At 43.5% G+C, this 26,587-nt stretch carries 31 protein-coding genes and 1 riboswitch; of the genes, 22 read left to right on the top strand and 9 right to left on the bottom strand.

Annotation, left to right across the window (positions count from 1 at the left end; translation table 11 throughout):
• Nucleotide 1 precedes the first annotated feature (1 nt).
• Genes lptB through MP3633_RS08535 form a run of 4 tightly spaced genes read right to left on the bottom strand, consistent with a single transcriptional unit; the run spans nt 2 to nt 2,791 of the window.
• A complete protein-coding gene (lptB, locus tag MP3633_RS08520) occupies nt 2-727 on the bottom strand; it encodes an LPS export ABC transporter ATP-binding protein (protein WP_112139124.1) in 726 nt (241 codons plus the stop codon).
• Complete coding sequence (gene lptA / locus MP3633_RS08525; RefSeq protein WP_112139122.1) at nt 728-1,249, bottom strand: lipopolysaccharide transport periplasmic protein LptA; 522 nt, start codon at nt 1,247-1,249, stop codon at nt 728-730.
• On the bottom strand, nt 1,233-1,811 hold the full coding sequence (gene lptC / locus MP3633_RS08530; protein WP_176335224.1) for an LPS export ABC transporter periplasmic protein LptC: 579 nt from the start codon (nt 1,809-1,811) through the stop codon (nt 1,233-1,235). Before lptC ends, lptA begins: the two co-directional genes overlap by 17 nt.
• Nucleotides 1,811-2,791, bottom strand: coding sequence for a calcium/sodium antiporter (locus MP3633_RS08535; protein ID WP_244959915.1), 981 nt, complete (start codon nt 2,789-2,791; stop codon nt 1,811-1,813). Before MP3633_RS08535 ends, lptC begins: the two co-directional genes overlap by 1 nt.
• Nucleotides 2,792-2,936: 145 nt before the next feature.
• Here MP3633_RS08535 and MP3633_RS08540 point away from each other — a divergent pair, with 145 nt between their 5' ends.
• The 9 genes from MP3633_RS08540 (at nt 2,937) to MP3633_RS08580 (ending at nt 9,855) form a co-directional block, all read left to right on the top strand.
• Nucleotides 2,937-3,749 carry an ABC transporter ATP-binding protein gene (locus MP3633_RS08540; protein WP_425324754.1) on the top strand — a complete coding sequence of 271 codons (813 nt, stop codon included), beginning with the start codon at nt 2,937-2,939 and terminating at the stop codon, nt 3,747-3,749.
• Nucleotides 3,746-4,528 carry a lipid asymmetry maintenance ABC transporter permease subunit MlaE gene (gene mlaE / locus MP3633_RS08545; protein WP_112139114.1) on the top strand — a complete coding sequence of 261 codons (783 nt, stop codon included), beginning with the start codon at nt 3,746-3,748 and terminating at the stop codon, nt 4,526-4,528. The genes MP3633_RS08540 and mlaE overlap by 4 nt, the downstream gene beginning before the upstream one ends.
• A 1-nt stretch (nt 4,529) precedes the next feature.
• Entirely contained in the window at nt 4,530-4,994 is a 465-nt protein-coding gene (gene mlaD / locus MP3633_RS08550; RefSeq protein WP_112139112.1) for an outer membrane lipid asymmetry maintenance protein MlaD, read from the top strand.
• Between the two features lie 3 nt (nt 4,995-4,997).
• On the top strand, nt 4,998-5,615 hold the full coding sequence (locus MP3633_RS08555) for an MlaC/ttg2D family ABC transporter substrate-binding protein (protein ID WP_176335226.1): 618 nt from the start codon (nt 4,998-5,000) through the stop codon (nt 5,613-5,615).
• Between the two features lie 214 nt (nt 5,616-5,829).
• Nucleotides 5,830-6,066 carry a BolA family protein gene (locus MP3633_RS08560; RefSeq protein WP_112139108.1) on the top strand — a complete coding sequence of 79 codons (237 nt, stop codon included), beginning with the start codon at nt 5,830-5,832 and terminating at the stop codon, nt 6,064-6,066.
• A gap of 24 nt (nt 6,067-6,090) precedes the next feature.
• Nucleotides 6,091-7,353, top strand: coding sequence for a UDP-N-acetylglucosamine 1-carboxyvinyltransferase (gene murA, locus MP3633_RS08565; protein ID WP_112139106.1), 1,263 nt, complete (start codon nt 6,091-6,093; stop codon nt 7,351-7,353).
• 1 nt (nt 7,354) lies between these two features.
• Nucleotides 7,355-7,999 carry an ATP phosphoribosyltransferase gene (hisG, locus tag MP3633_RS08570; RefSeq protein ID WP_112139104.1) on the top strand — a complete coding sequence of 215 codons (645 nt, stop codon included), beginning with the start codon at nt 7,355-7,357 and terminating at the stop codon, nt 7,997-7,999.
• Complete coding sequence (gene hisD / locus MP3633_RS08575; RefSeq protein WP_176335227.1) at nt 8,000-9,310, top strand: histidinol dehydrogenase; 1,311 nt, start codon at nt 8,000-8,002, stop codon at nt 9,308-9,310.
• A gap of 2 nt (nt 9,311-9,312) precedes the next feature.
• Nucleotides 9,313-9,855: an SRPBCC family protein gene (locus tag MP3633_RS08580; RefSeq protein WP_244959916.1), complete on the top strand. Its 543-nt coding sequence runs from the start codon at nt 9,313-9,315 to the stop codon at nt 9,853-9,855.
• Between the two features lie 8 nt (nt 9,856-9,863).
• Here MP3633_RS08580 and MP3633_RS08585 read toward each other — a convergent pair whose 3' ends face one another.
• Complete coding sequence (locus MP3633_RS08585; protein ID WP_176335228.1) at nt 9,864-10,916, bottom strand: S1C family serine protease; 1,053 nt, start codon at nt 10,914-10,916, stop codon at nt 9,864-9,866.
• 18 nt (nt 10,917-10,934) lie between these two features.
• Between MP3633_RS08585 and MP3633_RS08590 the strand changes: the two genes are divergently transcribed.
• Nucleotides 10,935-11,696, top strand: coding sequence for a Nif3-like dinuclear metal center hexameric protein (locus tag MP3633_RS08590; protein ID WP_112139096.1), 762 nt, complete (start codon nt 10,935-10,937; stop codon nt 11,694-11,696).
• A gap of 75 nt (nt 11,697-11,771) precedes the next feature.
• Here the strand turns inward: MP3633_RS08590 and MP3633_RS08595 are convergent, their stop codons facing one another.
• Nucleotides 11,772-12,224: a ZapG family protein gene (locus tag MP3633_RS08595; RefSeq protein ID WP_112139094.1), complete on the bottom strand. Its 453-nt coding sequence runs from the start codon at nt 12,222-12,224 to the stop codon at nt 11,772-11,774.
• Between the two features lie 128 nt (nt 12,225-12,352).
• Between MP3633_RS08595 and zapE the strand changes: the two genes are divergently transcribed.
• The 5 genes from zapE to MP3633_RS08620 all read left to right on the top strand — a co-directional run bounded on the left by zapE (nt 12,353) and on the right by MP3633_RS08620 (nt 15,919).
• On the top strand, nt 12,353-13,453 hold the full coding sequence (gene zapE, locus MP3633_RS08600) for a cell division protein ZapE (RefSeq protein WP_176335229.1): 1,101 nt from the start codon (nt 12,353-12,355) through the stop codon (nt 13,451-13,453).
• Between the two features lie 152 nt (nt 13,454-13,605).
• A complete protein-coding gene (rplM, locus tag MP3633_RS08605; RefSeq protein ID WP_024023081.1) occupies nt 13,606-14,034 on the top strand; it encodes a 50S ribosomal protein L13 in 429 nt (142 codons plus the stop codon).
• Nucleotides 14,035-14,048: 14 nt separating this feature from the next.
• On the top strand, nt 14,049-14,441 hold the full coding sequence (gene rpsI, locus MP3633_RS08610) for a 30S ribosomal protein S9 (RefSeq protein ID WP_072839866.1): 393 nt from the start codon (nt 14,049-14,051) through the stop codon (nt 14,439-14,441).
• Nucleotides 14,442-14,821: 380 nt separating this feature from the next.
• Nucleotides 14,822-15,454, top strand: coding sequence for a glutathione S-transferase N-terminal domain-containing protein (locus tag MP3633_RS08615; RefSeq protein WP_112139090.1), 633 nt, complete (start codon nt 14,822-14,824; stop codon nt 15,452-15,454).
• Nucleotides 15,455-15,541: 87 nt separating this feature from the next.
• Nucleotides 15,542-15,919 (top strand): ClpXP protease specificity-enhancing factor, encoded by a 378-nt coding sequence (locus tag MP3633_RS08620; protein ID WP_112139088.1) that lies wholly within the window; start codon nt 15,542-15,544, stop codon nt 15,917-15,919.
• A gap of 89 nt (nt 15,920-16,008) precedes the next feature.
• Here MP3633_RS08620 and MP3633_RS08625 read toward each other — a convergent pair whose 3' ends face one another.
• From MP3633_RS08625 to MP3633_RS08635, 3 genes are read right to left on the bottom strand one after another with little or no spacing between them, the layout of a single operon-like run.
• On the bottom strand, nt 16,009-16,602 hold the full coding sequence (locus MP3633_RS08625; protein WP_112139086.1) for an SIS domain-containing protein: 594 nt from the start codon (nt 16,600-16,602) through the stop codon (nt 16,009-16,011).
• A 5-nt stretch (nt 16,603-16,607) separates the two neighbouring features.
• A complete protein-coding gene (locus MP3633_RS08630; RefSeq protein ID WP_112139084.1) occupies nt 16,608-16,991 on the bottom strand; it encodes a YraN family protein in 384 nt (127 codons plus the stop codon).
• Nucleotides 16,942-18,717, bottom strand: a complete 1,776-nt coding sequence (locus MP3633_RS08635; RefSeq protein ID WP_244959918.1) for a penicillin-binding protein activator — start codon at nt 18,715-18,717, stop codon at nt 16,942-16,944. Before MP3633_RS08635 ends, MP3633_RS08630 begins: the two co-directional genes overlap by 50 nt.
• Nucleotides 18,718-18,818: 101 nt before the next feature.
• Here MP3633_RS08635 and rsmI point away from each other — a divergent pair, with 101 nt between their 5' ends.
• From rsmI to MP3633_RS08670, 7 genes are all read left to right on the top strand, one after another.
• Nucleotides 18,819-19,682: a 16S rRNA (cytidine(1402)-2'-O)-methyltransferase gene (gene rsmI / locus MP3633_RS08640; RefSeq protein ID WP_244959919.1), complete on the top strand. Its 864-nt coding sequence runs from the start codon at nt 18,819-18,821 to the stop codon at nt 19,680-19,682.
• Nucleotides 19,683-19,766: 84 nt separating this feature from the next.
• Nucleotides 19,767-19,871: riboswitch (TPP riboswitch) on the top strand.
• A 208-nt stretch (nt 19,872-20,079) separates the two neighbouring features.
• Nucleotides 20,080-22,152, top strand: a complete 2,073-nt coding sequence (gene thiC, locus MP3633_RS08645) for a phosphomethylpyrimidine synthase ThiC (protein WP_176335232.1) — start codon at nt 20,080-20,082, stop codon at nt 22,150-22,152.
• Nucleotides 22,153-22,167: 15 nt separating this feature from the next.
• A complete protein-coding gene (thiE, locus tag MP3633_RS08650) occupies nt 22,168-23,697 on the top strand; it encodes a thiamine phosphate synthase (RefSeq protein ID WP_176335233.1) in 1,530 nt (509 codons plus the stop codon).
• Nucleotides 23,678-23,875 carry a sulfur carrier protein ThiS gene (gene thiS, locus MP3633_RS08655; RefSeq protein WP_176335234.1) on the top strand — a complete coding sequence of 66 codons (198 nt, stop codon included), beginning with the start codon at nt 23,678-23,680 and terminating at the stop codon, nt 23,873-23,875. Before thiE ends, thiS begins: the two co-directional genes overlap by 20 nt.
• Nucleotide 23,876: 1 nt before the next feature.
• Nucleotides 23,877-24,653 carry a thiazole synthase gene (locus tag MP3633_RS08660; RefSeq protein WP_176335235.1) on the top strand — a complete coding sequence of 259 codons (777 nt, stop codon included), beginning with the start codon at nt 23,877-23,879 and terminating at the stop codon, nt 24,651-24,653.
• Nucleotides 24,650-25,837 carry a 2-iminoacetate synthase ThiH gene (gene thiH, locus MP3633_RS08665; RefSeq protein ID WP_176335236.1) on the top strand — a complete coding sequence of 396 codons (1,188 nt, stop codon included), beginning with the start codon at nt 24,650-24,652 and terminating at the stop codon, nt 25,835-25,837. The genes MP3633_RS08660 and thiH overlap by 4 nt, the downstream gene beginning before the upstream one ends.
• Nucleotides 25,838-26,047: 210 nt before the next feature.
• Nucleotides 26,048-26,530, top strand: coding sequence for a Spy/CpxP family protein refolding chaperone (locus MP3633_RS08670; RefSeq protein WP_176335237.1), 483 nt, complete (start codon nt 26,048-26,050; stop codon nt 26,528-26,530).
• The last annotated feature ends 57 nt before the right edge of the window (nt 26,531-26,587 follow it).

Genomic DNA, 26,587 nt, shown 5'->3' on the forward strand with positions numbered 1-26,587 from the left:
GTTACAGACGGAAGTCGTCGCCTAGATAGACCTTTTTTACTTGTTCATTGTTGATGACGGTGCTGGCATCGCCAGAAGCAATAATATAACCGTTGCCAACAATGTAAGCCTTATCACAGATGTCTAATGTTTCTCTAACATTGTGATCGGTAATTAGGACGCCGATTCCACTTTCTTGAAGGTGCTTGATGATGAGCTTGATGTCGCCGACAGAAATAGGGTCCACGCCGGCGAAAGGTTCATCCAGTAGGATGAACTTAGGGTTCATAGCAACGGCTCTTGCTATTTCAACACGTCGTCTTTCTCCACCCGATAGTGCCATTCCTAAGTTCTCACGAATGTGGGTGATGTGGAACTCTTCTAATAAATCTTCGAGTCTGTCTTTTCGTTGGCTTTTTGTTAGTGCTTTACGCGTTTCTAAAATGGCCGTGATATTGTCTTCGACAGACATTTTACGAAAAATGGAGGCTTCCTGAGGAAGATAGCCAATGCCTTTTTGAGCGCGAGTGTGCATGGCGTCTTTAGTGATGTCTACACCATCGATAAATATGCCGCCAGCGTCATTTGATACCATGCCAACTATCATATAAAAGCAGGTGGTTTTGCCTGCACCGTTTGGGCCAAGTAGGCCAACGGCTTGACCAGATTCGACAGAGATAGAGACGTCCTTCACTACTTGGCGTTTTTTGTAACTCTTTGCTAAGTGTTTTGCTTCAAGTAAGGCCATTTATTTTTTTGCCTCAGGTGCTGGTGGTTGTGCTTGCGGTTGTAATGTCATTGATACGCGTCCTGAATCTTTTTTCTCTGCGCTAAATGTTCCATCGTTAATCATATAAAGAATGTAATCGGCAGTAATAGAGTTTTTCATTCGGCTTAGGTAACCGTTACCGGTAATTTCTAGCTTGGACTCAATGGTTGAATAATGAATTTCATTGCCTTTACTGATGACAATGTTGCCGCTCCAGTCAATTTGTTGGCTAAATTTGGCTGGCTGCCCAGTGGCTTCTAAGTTGCTAAATTTTCGGGTTTTTGCGTCTGTTGACACTTTAAGGTACTGCGCTTGGATTTCAATAGAACCTTGTTTGACAAAAACATTGCCTTTGTAGATGGCTTCACCAGAGTTTTGGTCAAACGAGGCTTCGTCGGCTTGAATTTCTAATGGCTGCTTTGTGTCATCAGGGAGTGCATACGCATATTGGCAAATAATGGCTGAGGTGAGCAATATACTGAAATTAATGAATTGTTTCATATTTTCCTCGTACAGATCCCGTCATAAAGACTTCTTCTGAATTTATATAAGTTGTGATCGTGCTGGCAGAAGTTTCTCCTTGTACGGAGATAAGTGTCGCGTTTCCTTGGCTCGTTAAAGATTGATCTTTATCTAAGTAATGTACGCTGTCTGCAGTGAGCTTTATGTCATCTGATTGAAGATACTTTTTAGTCGCTCTAGCGTTGTTTGTTAATAGAATATCATTACTTCCGTCATCAATAACCCCTTTATCTGCTTTTGCACTCCAGCTGCCTGATATTGAATGTCGTTCGACGCTGGGAAACTCTAGTAATGTTTTAGACTTTGTTATGTAGTGAAGTGTTTGTTGTGCATTAAGTGTCTCGACCAGCATGCCGTTGATATCAAACTCTTTCACTTTAACCTGAGTGATAAAGTAGTCCGGAGAGCTGCTTAATGAATTCGCTTCAACAAGATTCTGCTTCGGTGTCGCTCCATACCAGAATAAAGAGGCTACCAGTACTAGCGCAGCCCCAATAAAAAGCAAACTATTAAAACGAACCATTTTTTTAAGCATCTGCATTACAACGAGCCACTTGTGCTAATCACTAGCAAGTAGATGCCATAAGAAGCAATAAGAGGCAATCCTAACCATCTAGGAATTTTGTTGTTTTTTGTCTTTTTGAAAAAATAAATAGCAATAGCAAGTGCGACGGTTAAGCCAAGAACCCAAGGGTAATCCCTACTGATAATATTTTCATTGATCATTCCTGGAGCGATAAGGGCAGGCAAAGGCAGTACTGTGGCTAGGTTGAATATGTTTGAACCTAGGATGTTACCTATTGCAATATCATGATGACCTTTTCTAACACTACTGACGGATGCTGCAAGCTCTGGCAGGCTGGTGCCGATGGCGACAATGGTTAAGCCAATGACCAACTCGCTAACGCCAAGAGCGGTTGCAATGCCTACCGCTCCCCAAACGAGCAGCTTAGAACTGCCAATTAATATCGCCAACCCGATTAAAGCAATGATGAGAGATTTACCAACGGACGCGCCGTCATCCTCTGGTAGGCCTTCTTTTAATTCACTTTGTAAGTCTTTACTGCCGCGAAGCAGAATGGTCAAAACAATGACAAAGGCTGCGATTAATATAACGCCGTCCCATACACCAAGATTTTGATCAAGCAGCAAAAGGCCTGTTAGTAGTGTAATGGCGAGTACGAGAGGAACTTCTTTGGATGAGAGTCCCGGTGCTATTGGGATCGCTGAAAAGAGTAATGTAATGCCAAAGACGAGGGCGATGTTGGCAATATTTGAGCCAAGTACATTCCCAACGGCTATCTCTGGCGCATTATCAAGAGCAGCAATGGCGGAAACAACCATTTCTGGTGCGGATGTGCCAAAGGCCACCAATGTAATCCCAATGATCATTGGATTTACATTCATTTTTTCTGCGACTAGAGCAGAGTGTTCGATGAATTTATCGGAACTGATAACCAGTAAGATTAACCCTGCGATTAGGGCAGCGGAAAACAGCAGCATAACGTCTAAGATACTCACAAATTTTAAGAGGCCCCATTTAATGAGGTTTGGCAATGAAATTCAAGACTTGATATTACAAACAAATTGGATTCTATGGCGTGGTGATTTTATTTGTTAGGGGGCAATGCTAGTATCTAGCAATATTTGATATGGATGGAAAGGTGTGTCAGTGCTAGATGCGTATATAAAAGTCCAAGATGTTCATTTTACGCGCGGAGGGAGGGTCATTTATGAAAATGTCTCCTTGACGATTCCTCGCGGTAAGGTGACGGCGGTAATGGGCCCTAGTGGAACAGGGAAAACGACCTTGTTGCGGTTGATCGCGGCGCAGCTTGCTCCCGATTCAGGGAGTATTTTAGTCGATGGTCAAGATGTTCATCGATTATCACGTTCTGATTTGTATAAAGTTCGCAAAAAAATGGGCATGCTTTTTCAAAGTGGCGCACTTTTTAGTGACATGTCTGTTTATGAAAACATTGCATTCCCTTTAGAAGAGCACACCAAGCTAGATGTTTCCGCTATTAGAGAGGTCGTTGCGCAAAAGCTTCATAGTGTCGGTTTGCGCGGCGCAGCAGGTTTAATGCCTTCTGAATTATCAGGCGGCATGGCGCGTCGCGTCGCGTTAGCTCGTGCCATTGCGCTTGACCCAGAATTAGTGATGTATGACGAGCCTTTCACTGGTCAAGACCCAATCTCTAAAGGGGTACTGGTATCATTGATTCGCGAATTGAACGACTCGGCTAATATCACCTCTGTCGTGGTTTCTCACGATGTGGAAGAGTCCTTGTCGATAGCGGATCATGTTTGTATTCTTGCTGGTGGTCGCGTTATCGCTGAAGGAACTGCCGCGGAAATTCGAGCGTCTGATGACCCTCAGGTTAAACAGTTTTTAAATGGCGAGCCTGATGGGCCTGTGCCTTTTCATTATCCGGAAGATGCCGACAGTATGCTTAATAAAGACGGAGCAGCGCAATGAAAGCAATAATATCGATGGGCGCATGGCTTTTTGATTGGCTTGAAGCGGTTGGGCGAGCTGGCATTTTTTTAGTACAAAGTATTTTTAGAGTGCCGGTGCGTTTTGGTGAGTCTATTAATCTACTGGTTAAGCAGCTTTACTCTGTTGGTGTTTTGTCTTTAGTGATTATCATCGTCTCGGGTACGTTTATTGGGATGGTGTTGTCACTGCAAGGCTACAGTATTTTGGCTAAATTCGGTTCGGAAGAAGCGGTTGGTCAGCTGTTAGCATTGTCATTGCTTCGTGAGCTCTCGCCCGTTGTGACGGCGCTTTTGTTTGCTGGCCGAGCGGGGTCTTCTTTGACTGCTGAAATAGGTTTGATGAAAGCAACGGAGCAGTTGTCAAGCTATGAAATGATGGGGGTAGATCCGCTAAGGCGTGTGATTGCACCACGATTTATAGCAGGCGTTATTTGTTTGCCGTTGTTGAGTTTGATTTTTTCAGCGTCTGGCATTCTTGGTGGACAGCTGGTATCGGTTGGTTGGTTGGGTGTTTACGATGGTGCTTTTTGGTCATCGATGCAGCAGTCCGTTCACTTTGATACCGATATTATGAATGGTGTGATTAAAGCGGTATGTTTTTCCGTCGTGGTTACTTGGATTGCAGTTTATCAAGGTTATGAGTGTGTTCCCACTTCAGAGGGGATTGGTAAAGCTACGACTCGTACCGTGGTGTTGGGTTCATTGGCTATTTTGGCGTTAGATTTTGTATTGACCGCCGCTATGTTTGGAGATTTTTAGGATGAGAAGTAAGCGCGCAGAGTTATTGGTCGGATGTTTTATTGTGTTGGGTGTTGCGGCCCTTGTTTATTTGGCGGTGCAGGTAAGTGGGCTTGCTTTTTCAAGTAAGAAAGACGCATATCAAGTCGTGGCAAGATTTGATGATATTGCAGGTTTAACGAACCGAGCTAAAGTCTCTATTGCTGGTGTTGAGGTTGGCAGTGTTGAATCCATCGTATTTGATAAAAAATTATTTATGGCGCTGGTTACTATGAATATTCACTCTGATGTCAATAACATTCCGACTGACAGTTCTATTGCGGTGTTGACCAGCGGGCTGTTGGGGGAAAAGTATTTAGGTATCTCTATTGGTGCCGATGAAGAGGTGCTTAAAAATGGCAGTGAAATGTACGACACTCAGTCTGCGCTGGTGTTGGAGACTTTGATAAGTCAGTTTTTGTTTAACAGCGGCGACTCGGAGAAATAATAGATGTCGAAGATTTTAACGGGTGTTTTGTGTGTGTTTGCTTTGCTTGGCTCTAGTTTGACATGGTCTAACGCTGACGAGGCAAGAGAGGCTGTCATTAAAGTTGTTGAGGCGTTTCGCACTGATATTGTCGCTGACAAAGAAATATTGGCTAAAGATCCTGCCTTGCTAGAGTCGAGGGTGAATAAGATTTTGGCGAATGTGGTGGATTTTGATGATTTTTCCAAAAAAGTGATGGGGAAGTATTATCGAAGAGCATCGTCTGAACAGCGTACTCGTTTTGCAAATGTTACCAAGGACACCTTGCTAAAAACATACGGAAGGTCGCTGCTTGAGCTTGATGCGGATCGAATTAACGTTTTGCCTTTGGGTCCTCAAGGTAGAGGGAAAGAAACAAAGGTAGATGTAGATTTTCAAATGGAATCAGGTGGTATGCTAAATATTACTTTTTACATGGAGCAATCTAAATCAGGGAACTGGCTGTTGAGTAATATTGTGATTAACAATATCAATTTTGGCTTAACATTCCGTAAGCAATTTGCCGTTATGATGGAGCAGAATAGAAATGACATTGAATCGGCCATTTCTGCTTGGCGAGCGTCGTTGGCTAAAGAGTCTTAATCTAATAGTCGAGCGCAAATATTGCACAATAAAATCCAAATTCAGTCAATGAGTTTGGATTTTTTGCCTTTTAAGCTTCGTGTATTGTTGTCCCTGAATAAAATCTTAGAAAACAAGTGGTTTTTATTCAGAGAAAGACTTAGAAGTATTAAGTAGTTGGCTCTACTAAGGTAGAATAAAGGTAACTGAATAAATTATATCTATTGGAGCGACTGTGAACGCAAGTGAAGTTAAAGCACTTTTAGAATCCTCTATCCCTCATTGCGAAGTCATTGCGCAGGGTGAAGGCTGCAATTTTCAAGTGGTTGTGGTTACAAGCGAATTTGAAGGCCTCTCTACAGTTAAGAGGCAGCAACTTGTGTATTCACATCTTCAAGAGGCTATTGCAAGCGGTGCAATTCACGCCGTTACAATGAAAACCTACACGCCAGAACAAAAAAATACGCTATAAAAGCGATTATAAGAGATTAATAATATGGATAAGCTTCTGATTACTGGTGGCACTCGACTTAACGGTGTGGTTCGTGCTTCTGGCGCGAAAAATGCTGCATTGCCAATTTTAGCGGCAACATTGTTAACAAAAGAATTGATCACGATTAAAAACTTGCCTCACTTACACGACATTACCACTATGCTTGAGCTGCTTGGTTCTATGGGGTGCGGTGTTGTTGTTGATGAAAAGATGAGTGTCCAATTGGACGTATCGACGCTCAATAACTGTGAGGCGCCGTATGATCTTGTTAAGACGATGCGTGCTTCTATTCTGGTTTTGGGCCCATTGGTCAGTCATTTCGGTCGAGCGGTTGTTTCTCTTCCTGGTGGTTGCGCAATTGGTAGTCGGCCGGTTGATTTACATCTTCGTGGCTTGGAAGCCATGGGTGCAAAAATTGCGGTTGAAGGTGGTGATATCATTGCAAGTGTTGATGGTCGTCTAAAGGGCGCACGCATTTTCTTTGATAAAGTCACTGTAACGGGGACGGAGAATTTATTAATGGCCGCCACCTTAGCTGATGGCCAGACTATTCTAGAAAATTCAGCGCGCGAACCTGAAGTGGTTGATTTGGCTGAATGCCTGATTTCAATGGGCGCGAAGATCACGGGTCATGGTACAGATACGATTATCATTGATGGTGTAGAAGCTTTGCATGGTACGACTTACCCTGTTATGCCTGATCGTATTGAAACGGGTACTTTCTTGGTTGCCGCTGCAATCACTGGCGGTAAAGTTAAAGTTATTGATACCAATGTGAAGTCGCTTGAAGCAGTGCTTTCCAAATTAGAAGAAGCCGGTGCAAAAGTGACTTGCGGGGAAGATTGGATTGAAGTGGATATGGAAGGGCGCCGTCCAGAAGCCGTTAATATTAGTACTGCGCCATACCCAGCATTCCCGACAGACATGCAAGCGCAATTTGTTGCGTTGAACTCCATAGCGAATGGCGTTGGCCGAGTGATTGAGAATATTTTTGAAAATCGCTTTATGCACGTAGATGAGATGCTTCGCATGGGAGCTGACATCGAAGTGACAGGGAATACGGCTATTGTTCGTGGTATCGAACGTTTGAAAGGCGCGCCAGTAATGGCAACAGATCTACGTGCGTCTGCAAGTTTGGTGCTTTCTGCGTTAGTGGCAGAAGGCGATACGAAGATTGATCGCATCTATCACATCGACCGTGGTTATGAGTGTATTGAAGAGAAATTCGGTTCATTGGGTGCGAAAATTTCACGGGTTTTAAATTAATATGAGTAGAACGTTGACGATTGCGCTATCGAAAGGGCGCATTCTTGGTGAGACTTTACCGCTTTTAGAAAAAGCCAATATTGTTCCAGTTGAAGACATTAGCAAAAGTCGAAAGCTAATTTTCGACACCAATCATGAGCATATCAAGTTGGTAATTTTGCGCGCGACAGATGTCCCTACGTATGTTGATCATGGTGTGGCGGATTTTGGGGTTGCGGGTAAAGACGTTTTGATGGAAGCATCGACAAAAAACCTTTACGAACTGCTGGATCTTAAAATTGCAAAATGTCGTTTGATGACGGCCGGTGTTGTCGGTCAACCTTTGCCCAATAGACGTTTGAAGGTGGCTTCTAAATTTATAAAAACCGCCAAAGCGTATTTTGCTGAGCAGGGTATTCAGGCTGATGTCATCAAGCTATACGGTGCGATGGAGCTTGCGCCTATTATGGGCTTAGCAGATCTTATTGTTGATATTGTTGATACAGGTAATACTTTAAAAGCGAATGGTCTTGAGGCGCGAGAGTTAATCGCACCGATCAGTACACGTTTGGTGGTGAATAAAGCCGCTTATAAAACAAAGTACTCTGAAATTGAGCCGATCTTAGAAATGATAAGACGTGCGGTTGAAGACAACGAGGGTAAATAATTGAACCTTACTATACGAGAATTTTCGTCAAGCTCTGATGATTTTCGTTCAGAGTTAGACTCGCTACTCGCGTGGGACTCCGTGTCCGATGCACGAGTGCAGAAAACAGTGGCGGACATTGTTGAGCAAGTTCGCTTGAAAGGTGACGATGCGGTTATTGAGTTCACTAATCGCTTTGATCGTCGTCACGTGGCTTCCTCATCTGAACTGGAAATATCGCGTGAAGAGCTTGCTCTTGCTAAAGGCCGGGTCAGCCCTGAGCTGGTGGCTAGCCTAGAGGCGGCGGCAAAACGAGTTTATGATTACCATGAGCGTCAAAAACAGCCTTCTTGGCAGTATCAAGAAGAGAGTGGCACGATACTAGGTCAAAAAGTTACGCCTTTGGATCGGGTTGGTGTTTATGTGCCCGGTGGTAAAGCGGCTTATCCCTCTTCTGTGTTGATGAATGTCATGCCTGCTAAAGTGGCGGGTGTTGGCGAAATCATCATGGTAGTGCCAACGCCGGATGGGGTTGTAAATGACATTGTCTTGGCGGCTGCATATATTGCGGGTGTCGATCGTGTTTTCACGATCGGTGGTGCTCAGGCGGTTGCTGCTTTGGCGTATGGTACCGAGACCGTTCCTAAGGTGGATAAAATTGTCGGTCCGGGCAACATTTATGTGGCAACGGCTAAGAAAATGGTATTTGGTGTTGTTGGCATCGATATGATTGCTGGCCCTTCTGAAATCTTAGTTGTGTGTGACGGAAAGACAGATCCTGACTGGATTGCGATGGATTTATTCTCTCAGGCTGAACATGACGAAGATGCTCAATCTATTTTAATTTCTCCAGACTTAGTTTTTATAAAAAATGTAAAAACCGCTATGGAGCGTTTGATCGATGCTCAGAGCCGTAAGGATATTATCAAGGCTTCTCTAGAGGGGCGGGGTGCGTTTATTCATGTGAAAAACATGGATGAAGCCATGGATATTGCGAACATTGTTGCTGCTGAACATCTTGAGTTATCAATTGATGAGCCAGAGAAATGGGTTGAAAAAATTCGTCACGCTGGGGCAATTTTTATGGGCAGACATACGCCTGAGGCTTTGGGTGACTATTGTGCTGGACCGAACCATGTTTTGCCTACGTCCGGTACAGCAAGATTTTCATCACCACTGGGTGTTTATGATTTCCAAAAACGTAGTTCGTTAATTTACTGCTCACCTGAAGGGGCGAGTGAATTGGCAAAAATAGCGTCTCCGTTGGCTCGAGGTGAGTCTTTAGAGGCTCATGCTATGTCAGCAGAATACCGAATTTTGAAGGATTCTTAATTGTGAAAGATACGTCTCACCCCGCCGCTCTTTATAAATTGAGGAAGGTGACGCGTATTTTGGCGCTGATTATCTTGCTTATGGTTGTCGGCGGTTTTTTTATGCCGACAGACTATCGCGTAGAACGGAGTGTGCTTATTGACGCGCCTCGTGATGAAATTTACAAAGACCTGTTTCACGGCGATAGTTTGCCAAACTGGATGTTCATTCAAAAAGGTAAAGTAGAACCATTTAAAGGTGCTTTAGCGGAAGGGGATTCAGTTGCATTGTCATACGACGAAGTGCCGGAGCAAGGTGTTTTGTCTGTGATTGAATTATCCGACAATCGTATACGCTTCGATGTTCGTCCCAAGCCTAAAGTTAATATTGTGCATAATGTAATAACCTTGCAGCCAAGCAATGGGTCGACACTTGTTGCGTGGACCATTGAAGGGAATCTTAGTGCGGGGTTGTTGAGTCCTTATCTTGCTATGTTTGCAAATAATATTGCGGGTGATAACTTTGAGCGAAGTTTGCAGAATCTTAAAGAGCAGATTGAGCGTTAGGGTTGATACTAATAATTAATGCGCTGCATCGTGGGCTGTTTTTCTAGCATGATATCTGTCTGGTAGGATTGCTGCCCTCGAATGCCAACAAGGGAAATATTGGTCCCAGGTTTTAGCGATGCGATAAGTCGCCTGACTTGAAACGGGTCTTTACTCGGGTTGTTGTTGATTTCAAGTATTATATCTCCCACTTCAATACCGGCTTTTTCTGCTGGACTTTCCTTTGTAATGTCGTTAACAAGTAACCCGTGGTTTGATGGCAGTGATAAGTTATTTGCCAATGACTGTGTTATTTTTTGAGCGTCCATCCCTAAATATCCTCGGACTACTTCTCCGTTATTAATGATGGCTGTCATCACTTCAAGTGCGTCATCGACTGGTGTTGCAAACCCTATTCCTTGTGAGCCCCCCGTACTTGAGTAAATTGCAGAGCTTATGCCAATAAGTTCGCCTTTAAGGTTGACTAAAGCGCCGCCAGAATTACCTGGGTTTATGGCAGCGTCGGTTTGTAGGAAGTTTTCGTAAGTATTAAGACCTATGCTGTTTCGGCCCTTGGCGCTAATGATACCGGCTGTGACGGTTTGACCTATCCCAAATGGATTGCCTATTGCCAGTATGCGATCTCCAATAGAGACTTTACTGCTGTTTCCCATTTTAATATTGGGTAAATTAGATAGGTTTATTTTTAAAACGGCTAGGTCGGTTGATGGGTCCGAGCCGATAAGTTTTGCTTCGGTACGTCTTCCATCGTTAAGGGCAATGACAATACTCTGTGCATTTTGAATGACGTGATGGTTGGTGAGTATAAAGCCATCCCTTGTAGCGATAACGCCGGAACCCAAATTGATACTGTGTTTGGATTCTTTTTGGTTGTTTAGCGTTATTTTCTGGGCGACTTGGGTGTAAATATTAACAACAGAGGGTGTCGCTACTTTTACTGGTATGGAGTAACTCGAATTGGAAGTATTTTGCTTCTCTTGTATAAGTAATACCGCTAGGCCTATGCAAGTGCCTGCGAGAACAGAGATAATGATGGGTATACAGTAGTTTTTTCGGATCATAAGGCTTAAGGGGTTGTTGTGCTACGTAGTGAATTTGAGTTGTTACTTAATCAGACGTTGAGTCCAAATCGTTTTAAAGATTATGCGCCCAATGGTTTGCAGGTGGAAGGAAAAAAAGAAATCAGCCGTGTTGTTACTGGTGTAACAGCTTGTCAGGCGCTTATTGATGCTGCGATTGAGTACAAGGCCGACGCAATTTTTGTCCACCATGGCTATTTTTGGAAAAACGAAATTCCTCAGATTGTTGGAATGAAGTATCGACGTATTTCAGCGTTGATTAAGCATGACATCAATTTATATGGTTATCATCTACCACTAGACGCGCATCCTGTTTTGGGTAATAACGCAGGGTTGGCGGATGCCATTGGACTCTTAAATAGAACTGGATTGCAGCCAGGTGTTGCAATCGAGGAATCTATTGGGGTTGTTGGCGAGTTAAGGGAGCCCGTGTCCGTTAGTGTTTTTCGCGCTATGGTAGAAAAAGCGGTTGAGCGAGAAGTGCTGTTTGAGTGTGTTGGTGATAGAAAGATCCATCGAGTGGCGCTTTGTACTGGTGGTGCTCAAGGGTATATAGAGCAGGCGGTCGATGCTGGTGCTGATGTGTATATCACAGGGGAAGTTTCTGAGCAGACTATTCACATTGCGCGTGAGATGGGGATTCATTTTATTGCCGCGGGTCATCATGCAACCGAGCGTTTTGGGGTTAAATCTATGGCTGCGTTTCTATCAGAAGAGTGTGGTCTAGATGCGGTATTTATTGATATAGACAATCCTGCTTAATTGAAGGGATTGAAAGAGCTGAAAGGGTTGTAAGAACATAAAAAAACGGGCTTTTTTAAAGCCCGTTTTTTTTAATTAAATAGTGCGTTTAGGCTCTAAATCGGTATGTCTATCATCTAAGCCAAAGTTTTCGCTAAGCATGCCTGGTTGCTTATCATTTTTTAGCGCGTAATCTCTTGGCGGCTCAGTTACTGGTGAGGTGTCAGGAGTCTGGGCGTTACTGATAATTGAGCTGCTTTCTATTTTGACATTGCTAGATTGGCTCGCATTATCAGCAAGGCAATTTCTTAGATCTGCCAAACGTTTCTCAACAGCCATTAGGTGTTCGTTGCTGTCTGAGAAGAAGTTATCAATAATGACTTGCTTGCTGTCTAGCTCTTGTTGTAATGATTTCATGGTGATGACGCTTGAGCTTGAGTAAGCTTGTTTGTTATTTCTTGCCTTGTAGCTTTTGAGAGCTAATGTGACGACACAGCCAATAATAATGCCGGTAATAAAGATGATGATATTGAATTCTTCTAAGTTCATGACTTTCTCCAAAAAACAGATAATCCATTATAGCGAAACCGCCCCTACGATAACAGCTTGATAGGTGTTGTTTAAGATGCAATTTGTTAGAATAGTCAGAATCCACTTATTCGAACCAAAGAGCGACGATGACACCCATTACGCGTTACAAGCAAGATTTAACAAGAGCAGATTTTAACTACGATCCAGCGCAGGAAGAGGCGGTAGAAGCACTTCAGGATTTATTCGATCGTTTGGTTGCAAATCAAGGAGATCAGCCTTCAAGTGGTTTTTTTGATCGGTTTCGAAAAAAGAAAATACCGACTGTAGAGCAAGGTTTGTATTTTTGGGGTGGTGTGGGTCGGGGTAAGACCTATCTAATGGATACATTCTTCGACTGTTTGCCAATGGAAAAGAAAATGCGTCTGCATTTTCATCGGTTTATGCAAATGGTCCATCAAGAAATGCGAAAGCTTCATGATGTGAAAAACCCGCTTGAAATAGTAGGTAAAGAGATTTCTTCTAAGGCGCAAGTGTTGTGTTTTGACGAGTTTTTCGTCACTGATATTACCGATGCTATGATTTTAGCTGGCTTGCTAGAGGTACTGTTTGAAAACGGAACAACGTTGGTTGCAACTTCCAATATTGAGCCTGATGGCTTGTATAAAAATGGTTTGCAGCGTGCTCGTTTTTTGCCCGCGATCGCTTTAGTTAATAAACATACCAAGGTGATGAATGTAGACGGTGGTATAGATTACCGTCTTAGAACGTTAAAACAGGCGAAGTTATATCATTATCCATTAAGTGACGCAGCCAATATTGAGTTAAATAATCGATTCTTGAGTCTTATATCAGACGCATCTCATGTTGTTGAAGGTGGTTCCGTTGAAATAGAGGGGCGTGATATTCCTTTGATTCGCAGTTGTGAGGGCCTTGCTTGGTTTGATGTTAAGGGGTTGTGCGATGGGCCAAGAAGCCAGGTTGATTACATTGAAATAGCGCGTCTTTATACGACGATTATTATTTCTAATCTGCCGCAAATGGATGCTTCACGGGATGATTTAGCAAGGCGTTTTATCAACTTGGTGGATGAGTTTTATGATCGTCATGTGAAGGTTATTATTTCCGCTGAAGTGGCGATTCCAGATATCTATACAGGCACGCGTTTAGCATTCGAATATGACCGCACAGTGAGTCGATTGTTGGAAATGCAATCTGAAGAATATTTGTCTTTAGAACACCGTCCATAAGCATATCTGTCTTTCTTATTTTGTTGCGTTGGTATATACTTCGCTCGCCTTTTTAAAGGTAAGTGTACGTTAATTAATTATGCAAATAATTAATTAACCAATAATAATAGGTATTGCGTGTCATTGAACACGCGTATTGAAAGGGTTTTTTGATGAAAACTTTTACAGCTAAACCTGCTGAAGTTCGCCGCGACTGGTTCGTGGTTGATGCTGAAGGCAAAACTCTAGGCCGCTTGGCTACTGAAATTGCTCGCCGTTTACGTGGTAAGCATAAAGCTGAATACACTCCGCATGTTGATACTGGCGATTACATCGTTGTTGTTAACGCTGAGAAAGTTCACGTTACAGGTAATAAAGCAGCTGCAAAACAATACTACCGCCATACTGGTTACCCAGGCGGCTTGCGTTCTATGAATTTCGAGAAGCTGATTGATCATGCTCCAGAGCGTGTTCTTGAACTTGCCGTTAAAGGTATGTTGCCAAAAGGTCCTTTGGGCCGTGCAATGCACAAGAAAATGAAAGTATACGCTGGTACTGAGCATCCACATGCTGCTCAACAGCCTCAAACACTTAACATTTAATACGGAAGATCATTATGTCAGCTACTCAATACTACGGTACAGGTCGTCGTAAAACGTCTACCGCTCGTGTGTTCCTTAAGGCCGGTTCTGGTAACTTAGTTATCAACAACCGTACACTTTCTCAGTACTTTGGTCGTGAAACAGCTCAGATGGTTGTTCGTCAACCTCTTGAACTTGTTGGCGCTACTGAAAAATTTGACGTTTACATCACTGTTAAAGGTGGTGGTATCTCTGGTCAAGCTGGTGCGATCCGTCATGGTATCACACGTGCTTTGATGCAATATGATGAGACTCTACGTCGTACTCTACGTTCTGCAGGTTTCGTTACTCGTGACTCGCGTGAAGTTGAACGTAAGAAAGTTGGTCTACGCAAAGCACGTCGTCGTCCTCAGTTCTCTAAGCGTTAATTTTCGCTTTCAGAATACTATTAAAGCGCTTGGTGATTTTTTCATCAGGCGTTTTTTTTGCTTTGTACTATTTTCCTGCTTTTTTCTTCAAAAAAAAAGAGAATTGCTCTATTCGTGTATCAAAGTAAGTATTCAGAGAAAATTTCAAGTCAAATCATGTTAGAATGATTAGCTATTAAGGCTGTAATCAACTGCATGAATAACTAGCATGAATTTGATATTGGTTTGATGTTTCTATTGGGTCACTTTTTATTCTTCGTCGACTCAGTTGAAAGCTAAAAGAATTTCGATATCGAAGTGAGTAAGTTATGACTTCGATATCATTTTATAGTTTGTCTCCGATTAAGGGGACTTGGATGTTTTCAAAATAGGGGTTAGACATGGGTGTTATTGCTAAGCGCTCCTCAATGACGTTCTTCTCTGATGGAGAGGATCATTATAGCCATAGAGTGCGTATTGTATTGGCAGAAAAAGCTGTCACAGTAGACATTATTGATGTGGACTCATTTAACAAGCCAGATGAATTGGCTGACGTTAATCCATACAATGAATTGCCGGCCTTGGTTGATCGTGATTTGGTTCTTTATGAGCCAAATGTCATGATGGAATACTTGGATGAGCGTTTTCCGCATCCACCATTATTGCCTGTTTACCCTGTTGCTCGAGCAGAAAGCCGTTTGTATATGTATCGCATTCAACGCGATTGGGCGAAATTAGTTGACTTGATTCTTTCTAGTAAAGATAAAGCGGCGATTGCTCAAGCTCAAAAAGAACTGCGTGAAGGGCTGGTAAGTGTTTCTCCTATTTTTGAGGAAAAACCTTATTTTATGAGCGATGACTTTACGATTGTAGATTGTTGCTTGGCTCCTATCTTATGGCGCCTACCTGCATTAGGTGTAGAAATACCTAAAGAGCAAGCAAGAGCGTTGTACAAATATATGGATCTTGTTTTTGCGCGTGAGTCTTTCCAAGAAAGTCTTTCTGAAGCCGAACAAGAAATGCGTTTAGACTAAGCTGAGGCTTTTGCTCTCGGTTATGTTAGATAGCAAAAGAGGAGCTTATGGCTCCTTTTTTTTGCAGAATATTAAGCAGGAGAGACTATGTTACCCAAACGATCTTATTTATTAAATGCCGCTTACACTTGGGTTGCTGATAATGATATGACGCCTTATCTCTTAGTGGATGCAGAGCAAAAAGATGTAGTGATACCAACAGAATTTGTTAAAGATGGCCAGATAGTGCTGAATATCGGCATGTCTGCGGTGCGTCATTTAATTATGGACAAAGAAGCGGTATCTTTTGAGGCGCGCTTTAGTGGTAAGCCAATGCAAGTTTATGTGCCGATACGAGCGGCGCTTGCCTTGTACGCTAAAGAGAATGGCGATGGCTTTGTATTCCCTGATGAGGAATTTACTGATGAGCCTACCCCTACACCACCAGTGCCTAAAAAAGGTTTTAAGTTGAAGGTTGTGAAGTAAAAAAGAGAGTTGATTGTTTAAGTTATTTAAATAAAAAAAGAGCCACTCATAGATGGCTCTTTTTTTATGTATTTTTAAATGCTCTTAACTCAGTCTTCATTGCCAAACAGTTGACGCTCAAGAAGATCAACCAGCGTGTGAATGACGGTGATCTGGCATTCATGCACTCTGGCGGTACCAAGAAGGTTTATTTTTATCTCTGTGTCATCTTGTGAGGTAAGGGAGGAGACGTTTTTGGCTTCTGGGCTGGTTAGGGCGACGATACTCATTTTACGCTCATGAGCCGCTTGGATAGCTTGGATGATAGGCGATGTGTTACCACGATTAGCAACCACAAATAAAATATCCCCCGGATTACCTAGGGCTGTTATTTGCTTTGAAAAGACATCGTGATAACTGTCATTGTGAGTAATTGCCAGCAAAGCGGCGCCATCACCGCTTAAATTAATGGCAGGTAGTCCTGGGCGCTCTCTGTCCATTCGATCTAGCATTAGCGTGCTAAAGTATTGAGACAGGTGAGATCCCGTGCTGTTGCCAATGCAGATGATTTTTCCGCCGGACGCAACGCTTGAAAAAATCACTTTAGCGGCGTGCTCTATATACGGAGGTAAGCTTTCCAGCGCTTGCTGTTGTGCTTCAAAACTCTGGGCAAATTGTGTGTAGATTGCTTCTTGAAAATCCATAGTGATTAAAATACTGCTTTAAGCCAAGTTAAATGTTGTTGGTCTATTTTTTTATCAAATAGTATCGCATCGAAACGACTAGCGTTGTTTACTTTATTGTTCTTCTGTAGCCATAAAGAGGCGCTTTTTCGCACCTTATTTAGTTTAGATTGCCCAAGGCTTTCAGCGGCGCTACCGTGTGCATTATTTGCGCGATAGCGGACTTCTACAAAAACATAGGTGTCTTGATCTAAAAATATCAAATCAATCTCGCCAATGCGACAGAAGAAATTTCTCTCAACAAAGCGAAGGCCTTGTGAAAGTAAAAAAATTTCAGCTGCCTGTTCTGCTTTTTCGCCACTATTTTTCGGTATTCTCCTGTTGCTGAAAATACGGGTGATTATTTGCATATACCAAATTTCCTTTTCGGTAAGTCATAATTTCAGGTCTTTTATGAAATATGCCATTTTCATCTATGGTGATAATGCCAGTATTCGCTGAAATTTTTGTGCTTGGTAGTAGTGTGAACAGTCGATATTTGTTTGCTAACAAATAGGAGTCGGCGCCGAGCGCTTGTAATCTACGCAAAATATTTGAACTTTGATTTTTAGGCAATACATCTAAAGTGGTGCTGTTTGGTGTGAGGGCGGGAACCTCGGTAAAAAGTATCCGCTCAATATCGCTAGGGTTAATCGATTTATCTGGCTCACTATCATTTAATGTACTGGTCGCCAGCATAGGGATTTTGTCGGCGAAGTAAAAATCTATAAGGGGTCTTATTTGTTTGGCATCATTAAGTTTCCCGACGTAAAACACGTAATCAAGGTCTTCGCGTGATCTAGCTATGCTTTCTACCTTCGTTCCTGTCCATTGTTCTATCCGTCTTTTGCGAGCATAACTTTCATCGATCAGGAGTAGCTTTTGAATCGCGTCCTGTCTGCCTTTTGGCGTGTTGGCATATGACTGATTGGAGGTGATGGTGATGTTTTCTTTGGTTGCGGCCACCCGAAATTCATCGCTTTGTTTTAATGCCCAAGTGTCTTGGATGTTTAATATAGCGGCTTTCGTTGCGCCTTCTTGTTTGGCGAAGGTAATTAATTCGTGTATTTCATCTTCGGCACTTAATGAAAAATGATAAAGGTTTTTTGGGTGCAGATTAATATCTAGCTGATTAAGTGCGATGACAGGATAAGGTAAATCTAAACGACCGACTTGGGCGACATTATTCTTTTGTAACGGCCCAATAATAACATCTGGTTGCTTTTCGTTCGCCGCTGCGAGTGCGTCAATGATGTTTGAGTAATCATCTACGTTAATAATGCTGACTTGTGGTCTTGCTTCTTTTTGATTGTAAAAGGTAGCAAAAAAACCGTCGACAATAGCTTGAGATGCGCGCTCTAGTTTGCCGCTCATCGGCAGCATTAAGACAATTTTTTTCGGTGCCATGTCTTCAATAGACGACATGATTTGGAAATCTTGTGGAGGGGATAGTGCTGCTGGGTGATTTGGGTTTTCTATCCGCCAATTCTCGAATACCGTAAGCTGCTGCTCAATAGACAGTGATTGATTTCTTAAAATGCCACTGATTGTTAACCAGCCATTGAGTAGTGGTCTTTGTTGTTGATAGAGCTCATCTATTTCATTTTGAGTCAAATTCTGGACGGCCAACCACAATTTAGTTTGGTTATCTTCACCTTCATTAAGTGGTAAGTTGTATGTCAAATCCATGCGCAGACTCACCGCATCTAACCAATTGCCAAAGTGCTCAAGAATGGAGGCTTTGGTGTCTTTTAGTTTATTTTGGTTGTCAGGGTGGCGCGCAGCCGTTAAGCGACCGGCTTGCTTTAGAAAGTCAAAGGATTCTGTGGCGTTGTCTAAATTTGATGTGGCTAGAGCGGCCAGTAAGTACGCTTCAAACTGAATAGAAGAGGTTGTTGATAACACTTCATTTTCTAATGTATCAATGACTTGCTGGAATTCGCCTTGCTCATAAAAGTTCTTTGCGGAACGATAAGCTTCGCCTAATTCTTTTGATACATCAGTGGTTTTTATTGGATGATAGATGCTTGGCGGCAGTGTTCTTTCTTGTGTCGCACTTTGAGTCAATTTTTGTTGCTGCTCCATGTTTAAATTCATGGAATTACAAGCACTCAGCAGAAAAGAGCACAGAGTTAATGATATGATGCGGTAATTAAGTAGGCTCATAAGCTTATAGAATGACAAATAAAAGAGGCAACATGGTATCACATAGTTCTGACGATGCGAGAGGGTCGCTGTACATAGTTGCAACCCCAATAGGCAATCTCGATGATTTTAGTAAAAGAGCCGAGCAAACTTTACGAGACGTAGACTATATAGCGGCGGAAGACACCCGGCATACTCGGCGTTTATTGAATCATTTCGCCATCGAAGCGAAGCTTTTCTCCATTCATGATCACAATGAAAAAGACAAAGCGGGTTATGTGGCGAGCTTACTAGACGAAGGTAAAAATGTGGCGTTGGTATCCGATGCTGGCACCCCGTTAATCTCTGACCCAGGTTATCACGTGGTGCATGCGCTGCGTGGAAAAGGGCATAAAGTGGTGCCTATTCCAGGTGCGTGTGCTTTGGTGTCTGCGTTGTGCGCGTCAGGTTTGCCGACGGATCAATTCTTCTTTGCAGGCTTTGTTCCAGCGAAATCAAAAGGTCGCTGTGATTTATTCGAGTCATGGAAGAAGCAAACCGGCACGGTGGTGTTTTATGAATCGACGCACCGTATTTATGACTCCATTGCCGATGTTCAAAAAGTTTACGGTGAGGATGCTCAGTTGGTTCTCGCACGAGAAGTGACAAAAACCTTTGAGACATTTTTATCTGGTACGGCGACTGAAATTCTTGCGATGTTTGACGCGGATGCAAACCAATTGCGTGGTGAATTTGTCGTTATGTTGAGCTTTACTCAAGAAAGTGGCAATGAAGTGGAGTTAGAGGCAAAACGGATTCTCACTATTTTGCTAGAAGATTTACCGGTTAAACAAGCCGCCGCCATGGCCGCGAAATTAACCGGCGAAAAGAAAAACTATCTTTATAAAATGGCGTTAGAAATGCAAAACCAAGCATAACCTGTTTAGTGATTGAGATATTTTTCTTCCTTAGTTCTGATGAAAATTAGGTGTTTACAAGGAAGTGAGACTGGGTATACTCGGTCTCACTTGTCGGAGTGCCATTTGGCTGAGATCGCATAATTAAGTGCGGGATCCGCAGAACCTGATCGGGTTAAAACCCGCGTAGGAAACAAGAAAATCTCCATTTTTCTTTTCTGCATCGAATGAACACCTGTCTTTTTTATGACGATTGATTCGATGCGATGTCTACTGTTTTATTCGTAACGTCACGCCCATCATTCTTCAATGAAAATTCAGGGTTCATGTTTTGCTTTGAAAACGTCTTTAATGCGTTTTCCAGTAAAGCAGCACCCCAGACAAGCAATTCTCCAAGTTTTAAATAAGGGAAATGCTTATGTCTACTATCAACGAACCTAATCAACAGAAAAAATCAAACAAGGTATCTAAAAAGCAGTCTCGTGAAGAAACACGATTAGCCGCAAAATCCTTCATCGAATCCTTACAAGCCACACCGTTTCCGGCGTCAGAGCGTATTTATTTAAACGGTTCCGATGCGACAATCCGTGTTCCCATGCGCAAAATCAACCTGACCGATACACCGCTTGGGTCCGACCCTGACAATCTTGACTTTGAACCCAACGAAGCCATCTACATCTATGATTGTTCCGGACCCTATGCAGACCCTCAAGTCACTATTGATGTTTACGAAGGCTTGGCTGCCATGCGCGCACCTTGGATAGAAAAGCGCCAAGACACTGAGGCTCTACAGAGTGTGTCATCACAGTTTGCTCAATCCCGTTTGGAAAACTCATCATTAGACGAGCTGCGTTTTAAGCAATTGCCAACAGTGCGAAAAGCCCGACAGGGTAAATGCGTGACGCAAATGCATTATGCTCGTCAAGGTATTGTGACACCAGAAATGGAATACATTGCATTACGTGAAAACCAAAATATGGATGCCATTAAGAGTGAACTATTGCGGAAGCAGCATCCCGGAGAAAGCTTTGGGGCGAACTTGCAAACACGCATTACGCCCGAGTTTGTTCGTGATGAAGTGGCGAGAGGTCGAGCCATTATTCCGAATAATATTAATCACCCAGAATCCGAGCCGATGATTATTGGCCGTAATTTCTTAGTAAAGGTAAACGCAAATATTGGTAACTCAGCGGTAACGTCTTCGATTGAAGAAGAAGTTGAAAAGCTAGTTTGGTCGACTCGCTGGGGCGCGGACACAGTGATGGATTTATCAACGGGCAAAAATATACATGAAACGCGTGAATGGATTTTGCGTAACTCGCCTGTACCAATCGGTACCGTACCTATCTACCAAGCGTTAGAGAAAGTGGATGGTGTCGCCGAAGATCTTAATTGGGATGTATTTCGCGATACCTTAATTGAGCAAGCCGAGCAGGGTGTTGACTACTTTACTATTCACGCCGGTGTTTTATTGCGCTATGTGCCAATGACGGCTAAGCGTCTAACCGGCATCGTTTCTCGTGGTGGTTCCATCATGGCAAAATGGTGCTTGGCGCATCACACAGAAAGTTTCTTATACGAACGGTTTCGTGACATTTGTGAGTTGTGTGCTGCTTACGATGTTGCGCTGTCCTTAGGCGACGGATTGCGTCCGGGTTCGATTATGGACGCTAATGACGAAGCACAAATGTCTGAGCTTCGTACCTTGGGTGAACTCACCAAAGTAGCGTGGGAATACGATGTACAAGTCATGATTGAAGGGCCTGGGCATGTGCCCATGCAGTTAATCAAAGAAAACATGACTGAGCAGCTTGAGCTTTGCCATGAGGCACCTTTTTATACATTAGGCCCGCTGACACAAGATATTGCGCCAGGCTATGACCATATAACTTCTGGGATTGGCGCGGCGCAAATTGGCTGGTATGGCTGTGCTATGTTGTGTTACGTGACACCAAAAGAACATCTTGGTTTGCCGAATAAAGAAGATGTAAAAGAAGGTTTGATTACCTACAAAATCGCCGCTCATGCAGCGGATTTGGCGAAAGGCCATCCAGGTGCACAAATTCGTGACAACGCCTTGTCTAAGGCGCGCTTTGAGTTTCGTTGGGAAGATCAGTTTAACTTATCGCTTGACCCAGAAACGGCGCGTTCTTATCACGACGAAACTTTACCGCAGGCTTCAGGAAAAGTGGCGCACTTTTGTTCTATGTGTGGGCCGAAATTTTGCTCAATGAAAATCACTCAAGAAGTTCGAGAATACGCTAAGGGATTGGAGTTGGAAGCGCAGAAGATAGACGTTAGTGCTTTAGACGCAAGCACTTTGAACGTAGGCACTTTGAGCGTAAACGAAGCCGAGAGTGGCATGCAAAAAATGTCGGCGCAATTCCGTGAGTTGGGTAGCGATGTCTATTTAACAACAGATAAATTTACGACAGATACATTGACGAAAGAGACGCGAGCAACCGAAAAATCAAAAGAAAAGTCGCTGTAAGCGCAAGGAGGAATTATGTCTATTAAACCTCCTGTTGTTTGGTGTGTGGGCGGGTCGGATTCGTCCGCCCACACTGGGTTGCCATCAGATATTCGCATAGGCCAAAATTTAGGCTGCCATGTTCAAAGTATTATGACAGCCACCCGGGTGCAAAACTCTGAAGACGGTAATTTGTTAGAGCCGATCTCGTTGTCTAAGTTCAACGAACAATGGCAAGCTTTGCTAGATGATCTGCCGCCAGATGCGATTAAAGTTGGTTTGTTGCCATCGGCAGAAATAGTGAAAGCCTGCTCGACTTGGCTAGAACGTTTGAAAGCGGACTACCCTAATGTGTTAGTAGTGTTTGATCCTGTCATGGTGAGCGGAAGTGATAGGCATAATCTAGAAAAAGCGGGCTTTGGGGCGGATTTACTCGCCCCTTTGTTGCCTTATGTCGATGTGATTACGTCTAACTTAATGGATATTGAAGCGCTAACGGGGCTATCTGGCAAGCAGCCTATAACCGATTTACAAACGCAACTGGCTGCGTATTTTTACGCGTCACCATGTCGCTGGTTGATGAAAGGTGATCACTCTGAAACCGGAAAAACGACGGATTGGTTAGTGAGTCAAACTGCCATTGTCGGCTTTTCAAGTGACACACTAGCCAGGCAGAATGCGGGTGGCAAGGGCGGGACTTTGTCGATGGCGTTGGTGAGCTTCATTGCTCATGGTTACGATGTATTGGATGCGATGACCATGGCGAAAGCCTATCTAAATGCGGCATTAAAATCGACAGTGAAGATTGATGAAAAAACCGAACAGTTTGGACTTCCGGGTTGGCCCCTGCAGATCGAAAATTTACCCATAATAGTGACGCCTCATCAATATTCGAATGTGCCCCATTTGTCATTTGCCAAGATGGATCTTAATAAAATGGGTTTATATCCGGTAGTTGATACGATTGCTTGGTTGACCTTAGTGCTTAAGCAAGGCATCAAACTGGCTCAACTTAGGATCAAAAATCCAGACGACCCTGAGTTAGAAGGAAAAATTCAACAGGCAATCGCCTTAGGTCAAAAGTACAACGCACAGGTCTTTATTAATGACTATTGGCAGCAGGCGATCACCTTTGGTGCTTATGGTGTGCATCTGGGTCAGGAAGATTTGGATGTGGCAGACCTGTCTGCCATTCAGCACGCTGGCCTTAGGTTAGGTATCAGCACTCACGGGTATTACGAAATTGCACGCGCCCAATCGATTAAACCGAGTTACATCGCCTTAGGGCATATTTTCCCAACGCAAACCAAGGATATGCCATCACAGCCACAAGGGGTAAAACGCCTCGCCCATTATGCTTGTTTACTTAAAGGCCATTATCCGACGGTTGCCATCGGCGGCATTGACGCTGAGAGGTTGCCTTTGGTCGCGAGAACCGGTGTGACTAGTGTGGCTTTAGTGACGGCGATTACGAAAGCGGATGATCCAGAAGCGGCGACACGGTCACTGATGGCATCATTACTTCAACACGAAGGAGGAAGACTAAATGAACATTATGCTGAATGACGCTCCTTTTGATTTTTCTGGTGAAACGTTAAAGGATTTACTGGATAGCTTGGGGAAAGAAACGAAAGGCATTGCAGTAGCGATTGATCAGCAGGTGGTGCCGAAGAGTTTATGGAGCAACACTGAGTTGAATGAACAGAGTCAGGTTATTATTTTTGAATCCATTGCTGGAGGCTAGTATGTCGTCTTTTTTTATTGCAGGACATGAATTTCATTCTCGACTTTTTACGGGTACTGGAAAATACGCCAGCGCGGACGCCATGATGGCATCTTTGGCCGCAAGTGAAAGTGAGTTGGTTACCTTGTCTTTACGTCGTATGGATTTGAAACATCAAACCGACAATATTCTACAACCCTTGCAGCAGCATGGTATTAAGTTATTACCGAATACGTCTGGCGCGCGCACCGCGAAAGAAGCGGTGTTTGCCGCTGAACTGGCTAGAGAAGCATTGGAGACTAATTGGGTCAAATTAGAAATTCACCCTGACCCTCGCTACTTAATGCCGGACGGCGTGGAAACGTTATTGGCAGCTGAGGAACTAATCAAAAAAGGCTTTGTGGTCATGCCTTATGTCCATGCTGATCCTGTGCTTTGTAAGCGATTGGAAGAAGTGGGGTGTCAATGTGTGATGCCGCTGGGTTCACCAATTGGTTCTAATATGGGCTTGGCTAGTCGTCCTTTTTTGGAAATCATTATTGAACAAAGTACAGTACCCGTGATTGTCGATGCTGGCATTGGTGCACCATCGGATGCGGCATTGGCGTTAGAAATTGGTGCGGATGCGGTGTTGGTCAATACCGCCATGGCGGTTGCAAAACAACCCGCGCAAATGGGCAAAGCCTTTCGTCTTGCTGTTGAAGCAGGGCGAATCGCCTATGAATCAGGTTTAGGAGAAAAACGCGTGCAGGCGCAGGCGACCAGTCCATTAACTGAGTTTCTAGGTGCTTTGTCATGAGCTCAACACCTAGTTCAAGCACAAATACAACCAAGGTTAGATTGCTAGAGCAAACCCCAGCCATTGCCGGTCAATTTAGTGAGTTTGTAGAGAATGCAGATTGGCAGTCTGTCACTCGTTCGCATGAAGAGAAAACCGAGCAAGATGTGCTGCGTGCGCTTGGAAAAAACAAATTAAATGTGGATGACTTTACGGCGCTAATTTCACCCGCGGCGGAACCTTATTTACTTGAAATGGTGGATAAAAGCGAAAAGCTGACCTTACAGCGTTTTGGCAACATACTGAGCCTATTTGCTCCTTTGTATTTGTCTAACACGTGTGCGAATGAATGTACTTACTGTGGCTTTTCTATGAGTAATGCTATTAAGCGTCTCACACTGAATGAATCTCAGGTTCAAAAAGAAGTTAGAGCGATTAAAAGCAAAGGCTTTGATCATCTATTGTTGGTGACAGGTGAAACCAATAAGGTGTCTATGCCGTATTTTGAACGCATGATTCCACACATCAAACCGCATTTCAGTCAGTTATCGATGGAAGTACAGCCCTTGGATACAGCTGAATACAAAACACTGCAAACCATTGGCTTGGATGGCGTCTTGGTCTATCAAGAAACCTATCGACGCAAGACGTATCTTGAACATCATTTACGCGGTAACAAATCCAATTTCAATTACCGCTTAGACGCACCGGATCGTATTGGGCAAGCGGGCATTCATAAAATAGGTTTGGGTGTTTTGCTTGGTTTAGAGGATTGGCGTACAGACTCTGTGATGATGGCGCATCATCTACGGCATTTGCAGAAACGCTATTGGCGAAGTCGCTTTAGTGTGGCGTTTCCGCGTATTCGTCCGTGTGAAGGTGGCATCGTGCCCAAATCGGTGATTTCAGATCGACAGTTGGTTCAATTGATTGCCGCGTGGCGATTATTTGATAGAGATTTAGAAATGAGCTTGTCGACACGGGAGTCGGCTGAGTTTCGAAATCACGCTGTGCGAATGGGGTTTACTACTATGAGTGCCGAGTCTAAAACGCAACCCGGCGGGTATGCAGATGATTCTCAAGAAGCGTTGGAACAATTCGAAATAAGCGATGAGCGCTCTGTAGCAGACATTTCCGCGATGATTCGATCGCAAGGGCGTGAAGTGGTGTGGAAGGATTGGGATCCTGCGCTGTCTCATTTCTAAATAATGGACAGAGCGTAAAGGCGTTCATCGTCATTCTTAAGAATATGTTCATGCTTGCTCGGTTCGTAGGGAAAGCATGTGAATGCGCATTTCCCCTTACACACTCATGACAAGTTATGCATCTGGATTCACTCTCTTTGGCACTGTTTGACAATTAAATCGACATAATAGATTTCATTCAAACAGGAAACAGAGCGTAAGGAGCTAACAATGTTTAATCGTAAAAAAGCAGGAATGATAGGTGTTATCGGTTTGAGTGCCGCGATTATAACCGGCGTGGCCGTCAGCGCTTATGCTGAAACGAAAGCGCCTAATAATGCAGCGGTTCAGGGTCAAACTGTACCAGAAGCTCAAATGAATACTGCCCCAAGTCATGAACAGCTCGCAAGCCGTATGGCGCAGCAGCTTGGGTTAGATGAAAAAACACAATCAAAAGTGTCTGATCTTTTTGAAAAAGATGGTAAGGCTATTCGTACAATACAAGAGCAGCTTCATAGTACTCAAGTAGAACTAAGCAGTTTGTCACCAAGTTCAAAAAACTACATGGACAAAGTGGATGACCTTGCTGAAGAAAGTGGAGAATTGACGGAAGCGCTTACTATTGCTTTCGCAAAAAACCGAGCAGGATTGTATGAATTACTAACGCCGCAACAGATTGAAAAGCTCGAAACACCAGTGCAACCACAATCGTAATATTTAGCTAACTCACTTCCCTTTATATTGAGAGCCTTGCCCCAGCCAGAATGCTGG

Origin of the sequence: Marinomonas primoryensis, from assembly GCF_013372285.1 — a bacterium.
GTDB classification, from domain to species: domain Bacteria; phylum Pseudomonadota; class Gammaproteobacteria; order Pseudomonadales; family Marinomonadaceae; genus Marinomonas; species Marinomonas primoryensis.

Coding starts and splice junctions, on each gene's coding strand:
- lptB (WP_112139124.1), bottom strand. CDS start 727: ATGGCCTTACTTGAAGCAAAACACTTAGCAAAGAGTTACAAAAAACGC.
- lptA (WP_112139122.1), bottom strand. CDS start 1,249: ATGAAACAATTCATTAATTTCAGTATATTGCTCACCTCAGCCATTATT.
- lptC (WP_176335224.1), bottom strand. CDS start 1,811: ATGCAGATGCTTAAAAAAATGGTTCGTTTTAATAGTTTGCTTTTTATT.
- mlaE (WP_112139114.1), top strand. CDS start 3,746: ATGAAAGCAATAATATCGATGGGCGCATGGCTTTTTGATTGGCTTGAA.
- mlaD (WP_112139112.1), top strand. CDS start 4,530: ATGAGAAGTAAGCGCGCAGAGTTATTGGTCGGATGTTTTATTGTGTTG.
- MP3633_RS08555 (WP_176335226.1), top strand. CDS start 4,998: ATGTCGAAGATTTTAACGGGTGTTTTGTGTGTGTTTGCTTTGCTTGGC.
- murA (WP_112139106.1), top strand. CDS start 6,091: ATGGATAAGCTTCTGATTACTGGTGGCACTCGACTTAACGGTGTGGTT.
- hisG (WP_112139104.1), top strand. CDS start 7,355: ATGAGTAGAACGTTGACGATTGCGCTATCGAAAGGGCGCATTCTTGGT.
- MP3633_RS08585 (WP_176335228.1), bottom strand. CDS start 10,916: ATGATCCGAAAAAACTACTGTATACCCATCATTATCTCTGTTCTCGCA.
- MP3633_RS08595 (WP_112139094.1), bottom strand. CDS start 12,224: ATGAACTTAGAAGAATTCAATATCATCATCTTTATTACCGGCATTATT.
- zapE (WP_176335229.1), top strand. CDS start 12,353: ATGACACCCATTACGCGTTACAAGCAAGATTTAACAAGAGCAGATTTT.
- rplM (WP_024023081.1), top strand. CDS start 13,606: ATGAAAACTTTTACAGCTAAACCTGCTGAAGTTCGCCGCGACTGGTTC.
- rpsI (WP_072839866.1), top strand. CDS start 14,049: ATGTCAGCTACTCAATACTACGGTACAGGTCGTCGTAAAACGTCTACC.
- MP3633_RS08615 (WP_112139090.1), top strand. CDS start 14,822: ATGGGTGTTATTGCTAAGCGCTCCTCAATGACGTTCTTCTCTGATGGA.
- MP3633_RS08620 (WP_112139088.1), top strand. CDS start 15,542: ATGTTACCCAAACGATCTTATTTATTAAATGCCGCTTACACTTGGGTT.
- MP3633_RS08625 (WP_112139086.1), bottom strand. CDS start 16,602: ATGGATTTTCAAGAAGCAATCTACACACAATTTGCCCAGAGTTTTGAA.
- MP3633_RS08630 (WP_112139084.1), bottom strand. CDS start 16,991: ATGCAAATAATCACCCGTATTTTCAGCAACAGGAGAATACCGAAAAAT.
- MP3633_RS08635 (WP_244959918.1), bottom strand. CDS start 18,717: ATGAATTTAAACATGGAGCAGCAACAAAAATTGACTCAAAGTGCGACA.
- rsmI (WP_244959919.1), top strand. CDS start 18,819: ATGGTATCACATAGTTCTGACGATGCGAGAGGGTCGCTGTACATAGTT.
- thiC (WP_176335232.1), top strand. CDS start 20,080: ATGTCTACTATCAACGAACCTAATCAACAGAAAAAATCAAACAAGGTA.
- thiE (WP_176335233.1), top strand. CDS start 22,168: ATGTCTATTAAACCTCCTGTTGTTTGGTGTGTGGGCGGGTCGGATTCG.
- thiS (WP_176335234.1), top strand. CDS start 23,678: ATGAACATTATGCTGAATGACGCTCCTTTTGATTTTTCTGGTGAAACG.
- MP3633_RS08660 (WP_176335235.1), top strand. CDS start 23,877: ATGTCGTCTTTTTTTATTGCAGGACATGAATTTCATTCTCGACTTTTT.
- thiH (WP_176335236.1), top strand. CDS start 24,650: ATGAGCTCAACACCTAGTTCAAGCACAAATACAACCAAGGTTAGATTG.
- MP3633_RS08670 (WP_176335237.1), top strand. CDS start 26,048: ATGTTTAATCGTAAAAAAGCAGGAATGATAGGTGTTATCGGTTTGAGT.